The organism is Pseudomonas sp. PDM16 (assembly GCF_014851865.1).
Classification (GTDB): Bacteria; Pseudomonadota; Gammaproteobacteria; order Pseudomonadales; family Pseudomonadaceae; genus Aquipseudomonas.
Window position 1 is genome coordinate 147013 of record NZ_JACVAM010000004.1, and the last position, 12649, is coordinate 159661.

The following is a 12649-nucleotide window of genomic DNA, read 5'->3' on the forward strand; positions in this document are numbered from 1 at the left end:
GTACCTATGAAACAGGACATCTTCGGCGCCAGTAGCATGGGCTATGTCGTTATCGAGTCGAATCAGCTCGAGCGTTGGCAGGCCCTGCTGCAGGACGGTATCGGTCTACACCTGCAGCATGTGGATAGTCAGCTGCTGGCTTTCCGCATGGACCAGCACCAACGCCGCATCGTGGTTAAAAGCGGCCCAGCGGAAGACTTCGCTGCCATTGGTTGGCATCTGGGCGACCAAGCCACTCTGGACATCGTTCTGCAGCGGCTTAAGACCCGTGGAATTGCTGTCCATGAAAGCAGCGCAGCGGAAGCAGCAGAGCGAGGCGTAGTGCGCTTCTGGCGTGTCATCGGCCCCAAACGCATGGCCATCGAGCTGTTCATTGAGCCGCTGACCACTGACGAGCCGCTGAGCATGCTCAGTGAGGGCTTCATAACCGGTGAAGCTGGCATGGGCCACCTGGCGATCACCAGTCGCCGCGGCAAGGACATGCGCCGTTTCTGGCAGGAAATCTTCGATGCTCGGCAGAGCGACACCATCGTTGAGCAACTGGCTGGCGTGACCGTCGATATCGAGTTTTTCCGCGTTAACCCGCGCCACCACTCAATCGCCATCGCCCAGGTGCGTGGCCTCGCCCTCGACCCGATTCGCACCAAGGCCCAGCACATGAACCTGCTGACCACCTCGGTCGGCGGGCTGACCGATGCCTTCCTGCGCTGCCGCCAACTGGGCTTCGAGATGGCTCACGAAATTGGTGAGCACCCCAACGACCGCGAGCAGTCGTTCTACGTACTCACGCCCTCTGGCTTCGAACTGGAGCTGGGCTGGAACGCCCTGGAAGTCGACGAAGCCTGCTGGCAAGTCACGACCTACCAGGGCATCAGCCTGTGGGGCCACAAGCCACAGAAGCTTGGTACCTGGAACAAGCTCAAAACCAACCTGGGCAATTTCGGCCAAGGCCTGCGCTCGCTGCGCCGTGCCGAGTACTCCCCGCTGTAGGAACTGCCATGACTACACACAACTCTGCAATCTTCGACGTCGTCATCGCCGGCCTCGGCCCAACTGGTGCCACGCTGGCTCACCTACTAGGCAAACGCGGTCTCTCAGTACTGGTACTTGAGCGCGAGCCGGTGTTCTACGGGAACGCCCGCGCGGTCTACACCGACGACGAGTGCATGCGCGTGATGCAGGCTGCCGGCGTCGCCGCCGAACTGGCCACCGACATGCAGATCGATACCCCCGCCCAGTGGACCTTCCCGGACGGCCGGGTGATCGGCCGCTACTGGCAGCTCAAGCGCAGCTTCGGCTGGCCTGTGATCAACTTCCTCTACCAGCCCTGGCTGGAGACCAAGCTCAGCGACATGCTGTCCCGCTATCCGTCGGTGCAGGTAGTGCGCGGCCGTGAGCTGGTTGATTTCCAACAAGATGGCGAACTGGTAACCCTCACTCACCAGGCCACGCAGAACTGTCGCTTCGGCGATGGTGACGGCAGCCGCATCGACCTCGAAGTTGACCTGGCGCCGGCCACAGTCACGGCCCGCTATCTGGTCGGTGCCGACGGCGGCCGCAGCACGGTGCGTGAGAAGCTCGGCATCGGCATGGACGGTAAGAACTTCCCTGAGCCCTGGCTGGTAGTCGATCTGGATATGAAGGAAGGCGAGGACGCGCTGCGCCATATTCCCTACTTCAACTTCATCTGCGATCCGGACTGCCCAGTGGTCAGCTGCCCGCAACCGGGGCGCTTCCACCGCTTCGAGTTCATGCTGATGCCCGGGCAGACCAAGGAGTACATGGAAGACCCGGCCACGGTGCGCCAACTGCTGAGTCGTTACGTCGATCCGGACAAGTTCGAGGTCAAGCGTAAGTTGGTCTACACCTTCAACGCCCTGGTCGCCCGCGAGTGGCGCAAGGGCCGCGTGCTGTTGGCCGGCGACGCCGCACACATGACCCCGCAGTTCATGGGCCAGGGCATGAGCTCCGGTGTGCGTGACGCCTACAACCTGGCCTGGAAGCTGGAGGCCGTGCTGCGTGGCAAAGCCGCCGAGCAACTGCTCGACACCTATGGCAGCGAGCGCTACCACCATGCCAAGGCGATGATCGACATCTCGGTGCAGATGAAAGACTTCGTTTCCATGTCGAACCCGTTCAAGACGGCTCTGCGTAACTTCACTGTCAAAGCCTTGAATGCCACGCCGGTATTGGGCAAGTGGCTGCGCGAGGGCGGTTTCAAACCCACCCCAACCTATAAACCAGGTTCTTACCTGGGGCTGCCACGAAGCGGGCGTCGGGACGTTGCGGGCAAGCTGCTGCCCCAACCGGAAGTGCGCACGTTCAAGGGTAAGCGTGTGCCGCTCGACGAAGTGCTGGGTGAAGGCTTCGCCCTGCTTGGTCTGGAGAACAATCCGCGGGTAGCTATATCCGCAGAGCACCAACAGTTTCTGTCGGCGCTGGATACCCGCTACGTCACCCTGTTCCCCTTCGGCGGTCGCCCTCAGGGCATGGAAGTGCAGCGCTTCAGCCCTGCCGGCCTGGTCGAGGTCGAAGAGCCCGCTGAGGATCTGGTGCGCTGGTTCAAGCGTGCAGGGCGCGGCAGCAACCTGGTCGCGGTGGTGCGCCCGGACAAGTTTGTCTTCGCTCTGGTACCTGCCGAGCAACTGAACACTGCACTGAGCGAGCTCAAGCGCCAGCTGGGCTGGCAGCCAAACCTGGCTGCCAGCCAGACGAATGTTGCCGACATGAGGAAAAGCGCATGAGCCACGACGCCCTGAAGAAACTGGAACAGGCCGCCGATGCATTGACCCAGGCGCGCCAGCTACGAGAGCCCTGCGCGCAGATCTCGGCGACCTTCGGTATCAGCACGCTGACCGAGGCCTACGCTGTGCAGGAGATCAATACCCGACGCGCTCTGGAACAGGGCCGTCGCCTCGTCGGGAGCAAGGTCGGCCTGACCTCCAGCGCTGTGCAGCAACAGCTGGGCGTCGACCAACCGGACTTCGGCATGCTGTTCGCCGACATGGAGATCGCCGATGGTGAAAGCGTCGACTGCAGTCGCCTGATCCAGCCCAAGGCCGAGGGCGAGATCGCCTTCGTCCTGGGTCGCGACCTGCCCAGCGCCGACACTACGCTGGCCGAGCTGATGAGCGCGGTGGAGTACCTGTTGCCGGCTATCGAAATAGTCGACTCCGCCATCGTCGACTGGAAGATCACCCTTGCTGACACGGTGGCCGACAACGCTTCCTCCGCACTCTACGTGCTAGGTAAGCAGCCCACTCGTTTGTCGGCACTGGATCTGCGCCTGGAGGGCATGCTGCTGGAGAAGAACCGCAGTCAGGTCGCCATCGGTCTCGGCGCCGCCTGCCTGGGCAACCCGCTGGATGCCTGCCTGTGGTTGGCCCGCACCATCGCCGAGTTCGGCCGCCCGCTGGTGGCCGGCGATGTGTTGCTGTCCGGCGCCCTCGGCCCCATGACTCAGGTCGCCCCTGGCGACCACCTGCATCTGCGCCTGACTCGCCTGGGCGAAGTCGGCTGCCACTTCCATTGAGCCGCCGGCCTGGAGAATCAGAATGAGCAGCAAGAAACTCAAAGTCGCCATCGTCGGCTCCGGCAACATCGGCACCGACCTGATGATCAAGGTGATGCGCAATGCACAGCACCTGGAAATGGGTGCCATGGTCGGCATCGATCCGGCTTCCGACGGGCTGGCTCGCGCACAGCGTCTGGGTATTGCCACCACCCATGAGGGGGTCGAGGGGTTGAGCCGCCTCCCGGTCTTCGACGAGATCGACTTCGTCTTCGACGCCACCAGCGCCGGCGCGCATATCTGGAACTCCGGTTTCTTGCGTGGTGTGAAGCCGGGGATCCGCCTGATCGACCTGACACCGGCGGCCATTGGCCCGTATTGCGTGCCGGTGGTCAACCTGGAGCAGAACCTCGACCAGCTTAACGTCAACATGGTCACCTGCGGCGGCCAGGCTACCATCCCGATGGTGGCGGCAGTCTCGCGAGTGGCCAAGGTTCATTACGCCGAGATCATCGCATCCATCGCCAGCAAATCTGCCGGCCCTGGCACCCGCGCCAATATTGACGAGTTTACCGAGACCACTTCGAAAGCCATCGAAGTGATCGGTGGTGCGACCAAGGGCAAGGCGATCATCATCATGAACCCGGCCGAGCCGCCGCTGATGATGCGCGACACAGTGTTCGTGCTCTCCGAAGCGGCCGACCAGGCCAAGGTCGAAGCGAGTATTGAGGAGATGGCTGCTGCGGTGCAGGCCTACGTGCCCGGCTACCGGCTGAAACAGAAGGTGCAATTCGACGTCATCCCTGATTCTGCTCCGCTGAACATTCCCGGCCATGGCTCATTCAGGGGCCTGAAAACCTCGGTATTCCTGGAAGTCGAAGGCGCAGCCCACTACTTGCCTGCATACGCCGGCAACCTCGACATCATGACCTCCGCCGCGCTGGCTACCGCCGAGCGCATGGCGCAGTCGATCCTCAACAACGCGATGCTCAACGGCTGAGGAGCAAGCAGATGACTTTCGACCCAAGCAAAAAGCTGTACATCTCCGATGTCACTCTGCGCGATGGCAGCCACGCCATTCGCCACCAGTACGGTCTAGGGATTGTGCGCGCCATTGCACGAACACTAGATCAGGCAAAGGTGGACTCCATCGAAGTGGCCCATGGAGATGGCCTTCAGGGATCCTCCTTCAACTACGGTTTCGGCCGCCATACGGATCTCGAATACATCGAGGCAGTGGCCAGCGAGATCAGCCACGCCAAGATCGCCACCTTGCTGCTACCCGGCATCGGCACGGTGCACGATCTGAAGAACGCCTATGAAGCAGGTGCACGCATCGTGCGCGTGGCCACCCACTGCACTGAGGCAGATGTGTCTAAACAGCACATCGAATATGCCCGAGAGCTGGGCATGGAGGCTGTTGGCTTCTTGATGATGAGCCATATGGTGCCGGCCGAAGAACTAGCATGCCAAGGCAAGCTGATGGAGAGCTACGGTGCTACCTGCATCTACATGGCTGACTCCGGTGGTGCGATGAACATGGGCGATATCCGCGATCGCATGCGTGCCTTCAAGGCAGTGCTTAAGCCGGAGACGCAGACCGGTATGCATGCGCACCACAATCTCAGCCTTGGCGTGGCGAACTCCATCGTCGCGGTGGAAGAAGGTTGTGATCGTATCGACGCCAGTCTCTCCGGTATGGGCGCCGGTGCCGGCAACGCACCGTTGGAGGTGTTCATCGCTGCCGCCGAACGCCTGGGCTGGAACCACGGTACAGACCTCTACGCCCTGATGGATGCCGCCGATGACATCGTTCGTCCCCTACAGGATCGTCCGGTGCGGGTCGACCGCGAAACCCTTGGTCTTGGTTACGCAGGGGTGTACTCCAGCTTCCTACGTCACGCTGAAGTCGCTGCTACCAAGTACGGTCTGAAGACTCTCGACATCCTGGTCGAGCTAGGAAAACGTCGTATGGTTGGAGGCCAGGAGGACATGATCGTCGATGTCGCCTTGGATCTGCTCAAGCAGCAGGGACAACTGCAAGCACTGCCAACTTGAGATAGGAGCTGCCCGATGCCACGTGTTCAACCAAATGGAAAGGTCGCTCTGGTGACCGGCGCCAACTCCGGTATCGGGCGGGTCACTGCTCGTAAACTGGCGCTACAGGGATATCGGGTGTTCCTGGCTTGCCGCTCGGAGGCGCGCACACGGCCTGTACTGGAAGAAATCCAGCAACTCAGTGACGGCACCGCCCAGGCCGAGTTCTTGCCGCTCGACTTGGGCGATCTCGGCTCTGTTCGCCGCTGTGCCGATGCTTTCCTCAAGCGCGGCCTGCATCTTCACCTGTTGATCGGCAATGCGGGCCTGGCGGGACAGCGCGGCATCACCACTTCCGGTTTTGAGCTGGCTTTCGGCACCTGCTATATGGGGCACTTTCTGCTGGTCGAATTGCTGAAGGAGCGGCTTGTCGAGTCGGTCCCCGCACGTATCGTCATGCTCTCCAGCAAGGCGCATCGGCATGCCAAAGGAATCGATTTCGACTTGGTACAGCAACCAACCCGTAGCCGTGCAGCCCTACCGGAGTACGCGGCGGCTAAGCTGGCCAACCTGCTTCACACCAAGGAACTGGCTCGTCGCCTGGATGGGACTGGCATTACGACCTACGCGGTGCATCCTGGCGTGGTGGCAACGGATGTATGGCGAGCACTACCTTCGTCGCTGGCCTGGATTATCAAGCGTTTCATGCGCAGTGAAGAGGACGGAGCCGCGACGACGCTGTACTGCGCAACCGATCCAGGAGTGGCTGATCAGACCGGGCGTTACTACGCCGATAGCAAGGAAGAACAGCCATCGCCGACTGCCTGCGATCCAGTCCTCGCCGCGGAGCTTTGGAGCCGAAGCGAAGGTTGGGTAAGCAGGGCATAGTGAGCAGTCTCCTCAAGACTTTTTTCGAACAGCTAGTTCGGAGTCGCTCATTGGGATCAGCACAATCTCGAGAGCTTCCAAGCAACGGGGTAGCAGGCTTCAGCCTGCTACCCCGTTGCTTGTGGGCTTTGATGCAGTTTTTCGAAGGGCTGCTTTTGGCCGCTTTCTGCCCGTTGCCACCGACCGCTGTGCGTCATTTTGAAGGCCATAGAAGACACCTTCAGGCTGTGCTGGCGGCGCGCTGCTCGCACATATGTCGGAAACGCACCGTGCGGTGCATCAGCCCTTAGGCGTCTCGCTTCCTTGAGCAAGTAGTTCGCTGATCCACCTGGCCTGTTGTGTGAGCTCTTGCACTTTCTCCTCGGGCACGGCCTGCCGCGCTCGGGCGAAGTGGGCCAGAGTTCGCTGCTTCAGGCGCAACAGGCGTTGCCACTTGGCCAGAAATGCCGAGCTACGCTCCTGCAATTGCAGTGGACCGAAGTACAGCTCCTGGGCGGTATACAGCACCGGCCCGGTGCGCTCGGCGACGATGATTTCGTAGTTGAAGCGGTTTTCCCGTAGTACTTCCTCGCTGAGGATGCGGTAGCCATCAGCCAGTGGCGCAGGGGCTGCTCACCGCCGTTGGGCTGCAGGATCAGGCGCTCCTTGCCGTTCAGGCGCGCATTGTCGCGGTCGAGGATGTCGCGGATCGTCTCGCCGCCCATGCCGCAGAGGCTGATCGCGGTGATCCCGTCTTCTGGCTCAATCGCTGCCAGTCCATTGGCCATGCGGACGCTGACTCTCTGGCTCAGGCCATTTTCGTGCACGGTCCGTTGCGCCGAGTGAAACGGGGTTATAGCCACCTCGCCGGCCACTGCCGCCGTGATGACGCCACGCTTGATCAATGCCACGAGCAGGTAGCCATGATCCGAGCCGATATCGGCCAGTCGTGCACCTGCCGGCACATGCGCGGCCACGCGTTCCAGGCGCTCGGACAATCTCTGTTCGTTCAACTGCAGCACCTTTCACTATGGTCGACCGGCACGTTGGGCCGGAACGGCGCGCGATTTTGTCGAGCAGCTGCGTGCATGGCAACTTTCTGCGACCAGTGTCAGGGCTTGGCTTGCACCTATGGCTCCAGGAGTGTCCCACAGTGATTTCCGGTGATAGGGGCTTTACCTAGGTGGGAAACTCCAGAATAAAGCGCGTCCAGCCATTCGCCGACTCGCAGCGGAGACTGCCGCCATGGGCCTGGACGATGGAGCGGGCAATGGCCAGGCCCAGGCCGGCGTGCTCGGCGCCACCCTCGCGGCGTGCCGGGTCGGCGCGGTAGAAGCGGTCGAACAGGCGCTCGCGCAGCTCGACGGGGATTTCCGCGCCCTGGTTGGCCACCTCGATGCGCGTTGGCGTGGCACTCAGGCGCAGCTCGCCACCGGCTGGGGTGAAGCGCAGGGCATTGTCGATCAAGTTGGACAGGGCGCGGCGCAGTAGCAGACGGTCTGCCGTCAGTGTGCCTTCGGCCTCGGCGCGGATGTTCACGCCGGCATCTTCGGCCAGCGGCGCGAAGTAGTCGGCCAGGGCACTCAACTCGGTCTGCAGCAGCAGCGGCTCGCGGCGGGTCTGCAGCAGGCCGTTGTCGGCCTTGGCCAGCAGGAGCATGTCACCGACCATCTGCGCCAGGTGCTGCAGCTCCTCCAGGTTGGAGTGCAGGGCCTCGCGGTACTCCGCCAGCTCGCGCGGCTGGCCGAGGGTGACCTGGGTCTGGGTCAGCAGGTTGGACAGGGGTGTGCGCAGCTCGTGGGCGATATCGGCGGAGAAGGCCGAGAGGCGAGCGAAGGCGTCCTCCAGGCGCGCCAGCATGGCGTTGAAGGCTTCGCCCAGCTCACGCAGCTCGGCAGGGATGCCTTCCAGCGGCAGGCGTGCGGTCAGCGACTGCGCCGAAACCTGTCTTGCCACCGCGGTCATCTGCCGCAGCGGACGCAGGCCACGGCGGGCGACCCAGGCACCGAGCAGTGCTGTGGCCAGGGCCGAGAGACCTACGCAGAGCCAGATCAGCCGCTGCATCCGGGCCAGGAAGTGCTGGTGGTGGGTGATATCCAGCAGCAGACTGAGGCGCAGTCCGCCGTCCAGCTGCTCTTCCACCACGCGAAAGTCGGTGCCCTGGTGCTGCCAGCGGCCGATCTGCGCGTTGCCCTGCGGCAAATGGGCGAGCAGCGGCTGGCTGGTGAACCATTGCTGGCCGTCCGCGCCCTGGATGCGCAGGGCCAGTTCGGGGTGGCGCTGCAGCTCCTGCTCCAGCTGTGGGCGGTGCGCGGCCAGGCTCTCGGTGTCCGTCACGCCCTGCAGCAGTTCGGCGAACACCGCCAGCTTGCCCTGCAGCTGATGGCGATCCAGCTCGACGAAGTGCGCCTCGCTGGCGCGGGTGAACAGGGCGCCAGCGACCAGCGCCACGGCAGCGGCGCAGGCGGCGAACAGCAAGGCCATGCGGTTGGCGAGGGACATCAGGTGCGCGCTTCCAGCACGTAGCCCATGCCGCGCACCGTGTGGATCAGCGGCGCGGCGAAGCCCTCGTCGACCTTGGTGCGCAGGCGGCGGATGGCCACCTCGATGACGTTGGTGTCGCTGTCGAAATTCATGTCCCACACCTGCGAAGCGATCAGCGACTTGGGCAGCACCTCGCCCTGGCGGCGCAACAGCAGCTCCAGCAGGGCGAACTCCTTGGCGGTCAGCTCGATGCGCTGGCCGGCTCGTTCGGCGCGGCGGCGCAGCAGGTCGAGGGACAGGTCGGCCAGCTGCAGCTGGTGTTCCTGCGGTGTGCTGGAGCCACGGCGCAGCAGCGTGCGCACCCGCGCCAGCAGCTCGGTGAAGGCGAAGGGCTTGACCAGGTAATCGTCGGCGCCGGCCTCCAGGCCGCGTACCCGGTCTTCAACCGCGTCTCTGGCGGTAAGGAACAGCACCGGCACGCCGAGGCCCGCTGCTCGCAGGTTGGCGAGGATCTGCCAGCCGTCGCGGCCAGGTAGCATCACGTCGAGGATTAGCAGGTCGAAGTCGCCGGTCAGTGCCAGGTGCTCGCCACTCAGGCCGTCCTGGGCCAGCTCTACGGCGAAGCCGGCCTCGGCCAGGCCTTGGCGCAGGTACTGGCCGGTCTTGGGTTCGTCTTCGACTATCAGCAGCTTCATTGCGGGACTCATGGCATTGGCAGTCGGCTTTATACGCCAGCCGGGGGCGGGCGGGGCGAAGCTGACAGAGATGTAATCTTCGCGTCAGCTTAGCGCCAGCGGCGGCACCCTAGAGTGGCGACACCACCACGATGGAGTTTGCCCCATGTCCGCACGTTTGTTCCTGCCGCTGTTCTGCGCTTTCAGCCTGCCGGCCCTGGCCGATGGCGGCCATTTTGCCTTCGGTCAGCCGGCTGATGCGGCCAAGGCCGAGCGTACTGTCGAGGTCACCCTCGGTGACATGTACTACGAGCCAGCCTCGGTACAGGTCAAGGCCGGCGAGACGGTGCGCTTCGTGCTGAAGAACGAGGGCAGCCTGCTCCACGAATTCAGCCTGGGTGACGCCGCCCAGCATGCCGAGCACCAGAAGCAGATGCTGATGATGCAGCAGATGGGCATGCTCGGTGAGAACGGCATCCAGGCCATGGATCACTCGAAAATGGGCCATGACATGGCGGGCATGGACCACGGCCAGATGAGCCATGACGACCCCAATACCGTGATGATTCCCGCCGGCAAGAGCGCCGAGCTGACCTGGACCTTCGCCAAGGCCACCGGCCTGGAGTTCGCCTGCAATCTGCCGGGGCATTACCAGGCCGGCATGGTCGGCAAGCTGGACGTGCAGCCGTGAGGCGCCTGCTGTTCTGCGCGCTGCTGGGCCTGAGCCTGGGCGCCCAGGCCGGGCGCTATGAGCTGGTGATCGACGAGGGCGAGGTGCGCTTCAGCGATGGCAGCCGCCCGGCGCTGACCATCAACGGCCAGAGTCCGGCGCCGGAGCTGCGCTTTCAGGAAGGCGAGGAAGTTGAGATCGCCGTCACCAACAAGCTGGAGCGCATGACCGCGCTGCACTGGCACGGGATCATCCTGCCCTACACCCAGGATGGTGTGCCGGGTATCAGCTTCCCCGGCATCGCGCCGGGTGAGACCTTCACCTACCGCTTCACCCTCAATCAGTCCGGCACCTACTGGTACCACGCCCATGCCGACTTCCAGGAGCAGGAGGGCCTGTACGGTCCGCTGATCATCGAGCCCAAGGGCCGCGAGCCGTATCGCTACGACCGCGAGTACACCGTGCTGCTGTTCGACTGGCAGGACGAGAAGCCCGAGCGCACCCTGGCCAACCTGAAGAAGCAGGCCGACTACTACAACGACCAGCAACAGACCCTCGGCGACTTCTTCCGCGACGTGGCCCGCGATGGCCTGGGAGCCACGGTCAAGGACCGCTGGGACTGGGGCAACATGCGCATGGCCAAGACCGATATCGCCGATGTCGGCGGCTTCCGCTTCCTGATCAACGGCCGTGACGCCGAGCAGAACTGGACGGCGCTGTTCAAGCCGGGTGAGCGGGTGCGCATGCGCATCATCAACGGCTCGGGCATGAGCTACTTCGACTTGCGCATCCCCGGCCTGCCGCTGACCGTGGTGCAGGCCGACGGCAACGACGTGCAGCCGGTGGTGGTCGACCAGCTGCGTCTGGCGGTGGCCGAGACCTACGACGTGATCGTCCAGCCCAAGGAAGACAAGGCCTACGCTCTGGTCGCCGAGTCCATGGACCGCCGTGGCCAGGCCCTGGCTACCCTGGCGCCGCGTAATGGTATGCGTGCCGAAGCACCGCCGCTGCGCGCTCCACGCCTGCTGAGCATGACCGATATGGGCATGAGCCACGATATGGCTGGCATGGACCATGGGTCTATGGCGGGCATGGATCATTCGCAGATGGCCGGGATGGATCACTCAGCCATGGCGCCTGCCGGCAACCCGGACTATGCCGCAGGCAGCGGCGTGGCTCCCGAACCGGTCGATGGCGGACGCGTGCTGGTCTACGGCGATCTCAAGGCCATGCGCCCGGCCGCCGGCTACCGCGCGCCGGACCGTACCATCGAGATGAAGCTGACCGGCAACATGGAGCGCTACTTCTGGTCGTTCGACGGCGTGAAGTACTCCGAGGCCGAGCCAATCCGCCTCAAGTACGGCGAGCGGGTGCGCTTTCGCTTCGTCAACCAGACCATGATGAACCACCCCATGCACCTACACGGAATGTGGATGCAGCTGGACAAGGGCAACGGCCGCTTCAACCCGCTCAAACACGTGGTCAACGTCGCGCCGGGGCAGAGCCTGGAAGTGGACGTGCCGGTGGACGCCATGGGCGAGTGGGCCTTCCACTGCCACCTGATCTACCACATGGCCAGCGGCATGTTCCGCAAGATCGTGGTGGAGGCAGCGGACGGTAGTACTCAGCCGTTCTACGAGCCGCAGCCAGCTGCCAAGAAGGAGAGCGAACATGCGCACCATTAATATGGCGCTAGGCCTGCTGCTGAGCACTCCGGCGCTGGCCATGGAACAACACATGGACGCCATGCCGGTGGCCAAGCTGGCCGTCGACCACCTGGAGCAGCGCTTCGATGGTGACGACCAGGCCCTGGCCTGGGAGCTGGAGGCGACTTACGGCAACGACCTGCACAAGGCGGTGCTGAAAAGCAGCGGTGAGCGCAGCGAGGGTGGGTCGACCGAGTCGAGCGAGACCCAACTGCTCTATCGGCGCATGGCTAGCGAATTCTTCGACTGGCAGGTCGGCCTGCGCCACGACGACCAGCCAGGGCCCGCGCGCAGTTATGCGGTGCTCGGCCTCAAGGGCCTGGCGCCGCAGTGGATCGAACTGGACGCCAACCTGTTCCTCAGCGAACGCGGCGATGCCTCGCTGCGCGTCGAGGCTGAATACGAGTTGCTGCTGACCCAGCGCTGGGTGTTGGAGCCCAATCTGGAATACGACCTGGCCCTGGACGATGACCGCGACCTGGGCATCGGTGCCGGTGGCAGCACGCTGGAAGCCGGGTTGCGTCTGCATTACCGAGTCAGCCCGCAGTTTTCGCCCTATGTCGGCTATGTCTGGGAGAAGACCTATGGCCGCAGCGGCGACTGGCTACGTGACGAGGGTGAGCATGACGAGGAGGGTGCCTGGGTAGTCGGTCTGCGTTTCTGGCTCTGAGCGCGCGGCGGGCATGGGGTACAATGCCCG

11 protein-coding genes and 1 pseudogene are annotated in these 12649 nt (G+C 63.6%); 9 read left to right on the forward strand and 3 right to left on the reverse strand.

The features are described from left to right. The first annotated feature begins 6 nt into the window (after window positions 1–6). The 6 genes from IB234_RS15565 to IB234_RS15590 are packed head-to-tail and all read left to right on the forward strand — an operon-like array spanning window position 7 to window position 6436. Window positions 7–990, forward strand: coding sequence for a VOC family protein (locus IB234_RS15565; protein ID WP_192319462.1), 984 nt, complete (start codon window positions 7–9; stop codon window positions 988–990). An 8-nt stretch (window positions 991–998) separates the two neighbouring features. Beyond that, window positions 999–2744: a bifunctional 3-(3-hydroxy-phenyl)propionate/3-hydroxycinnamic acid hydroxylase gene (locus IB234_RS15570; protein ID WP_192319464.1), complete on the forward strand. Its 1746-nt coding sequence runs from the start codon at window positions 999–1001 to the stop codon at window positions 2742–2744. After that, the gene (locus IB234_RS15575) at window positions 2741–3532 is read left to right on the forward strand and encodes a 2-keto-4-pentenoate hydratase (protein WP_192319466.1); all 792 of its coding nucleotides are present in this window, start codon (window positions 2741–2743) and stop codon (window positions 3530–3532) included. Before IB234_RS15570 ends, IB234_RS15575 begins: the two co-directional genes overlap by 4 nt. 22 nt (window positions 3533–3554) lie before the next feature. Then, window positions 3555–4511, forward strand: a complete 957-nt coding sequence (locus IB234_RS15580; RefSeq protein ID WP_192319468.1) for an acetaldehyde dehydrogenase (acetylating) — start codon at window positions 3555–3557, stop codon at window positions 4509–4511. 11 nt (window positions 4512–4522) lie between these two features. Then, window positions 4523–5569, forward strand: a complete 1047-nt coding sequence (gene dmpG, locus IB234_RS15585; protein ID WP_192319470.1) for a 4-hydroxy-2-oxovalerate aldolase — start codon at window positions 4523–4525, stop codon at window positions 5567–5569. 15 nt (window positions 5570–5584) lie between these two features. Further along, the gene (locus IB234_RS15590; RefSeq protein WP_192319472.1) at window positions 5585–6436 is read left to right on the forward strand and encodes an SDR family oxidoreductase; all 852 of its coding nucleotides are present in this window, start codon (window positions 5585–5587) and stop codon (window positions 6434–6436) included. 279 nt (window positions 6437–6715) lie between these two features. Here IB234_RS15590 and IB234_RS15595 read toward each other — a convergent pair. From IB234_RS15595 to IB234_RS15605, 3 genes and pseudogenes are all read right to left on the reverse strand, one after another. Further along, window positions 6716–7428, reverse strand: a pseudogene (locus IB234_RS15595) (tRNA (adenine(22)-N(1))-methyltransferase). A 166-nt stretch (window positions 7429–7594) separates the two neighbouring features. Next, window positions 7595–8917 carry a heavy metal sensor histidine kinase gene (locus tag IB234_RS15600; RefSeq protein WP_192319474.1) on the reverse strand — a complete coding sequence of 441 codons (1323 nt, stop codon included), beginning with the start codon at window positions 8915–8917 and terminating at the stop codon, window positions 7595–7597. Beyond that, the gene (locus tag IB234_RS15605; protein WP_192319476.1) at window positions 8917–9594 is read right to left on the reverse strand and encodes a heavy metal response regulator transcription factor; all 678 of its coding nucleotides are present in this window, start codon (window positions 9592–9594) and stop codon (window positions 8917–8919) included. The genes IB234_RS15600 and IB234_RS15605 overlap by 1 nt, the downstream gene beginning before the upstream one ends. Before the next feature lie 145 nt (window positions 9595–9739). Here IB234_RS15605 and IB234_RS15610 point away from each other — a divergent pair, with 145 nt between their 5' ends. Genes IB234_RS15610 through IB234_RS15620 form a run of 3 tightly spaced genes read left to right on the forward strand, consistent with a single transcriptional unit; the run spans window position 9740 to window position 12619 of the window. Beyond that, window positions 9740–10264: a plastocyanin/azurin family copper-binding protein gene (locus IB234_RS15610; protein WP_192319479.1), complete on the forward strand. Its 525-nt coding sequence runs from the start codon at window positions 9740–9742 to the stop codon at window positions 10262–10264. Beyond that, window positions 10261–11928, forward strand: coding sequence for a copper resistance system multicopper oxidase (locus IB234_RS15615; protein ID WP_192319481.1), 1668 nt, complete (start codon window positions 10261–10263; stop codon window positions 11926–11928). Before IB234_RS15610 ends, IB234_RS15615 begins: the two co-directional genes overlap by 4 nt. Further along, complete coding sequence (locus tag IB234_RS15620; protein ID WP_192319483.1) at window positions 11915–12619, forward strand: copper resistance protein B; 705 nt, start codon at window positions 11915–11917, stop codon at window positions 12617–12619. Before IB234_RS15615 ends, IB234_RS15620 begins: the two co-directional genes overlap by 14 nt. Window positions 12620–12649: the final 30 nt, after the last annotated feature.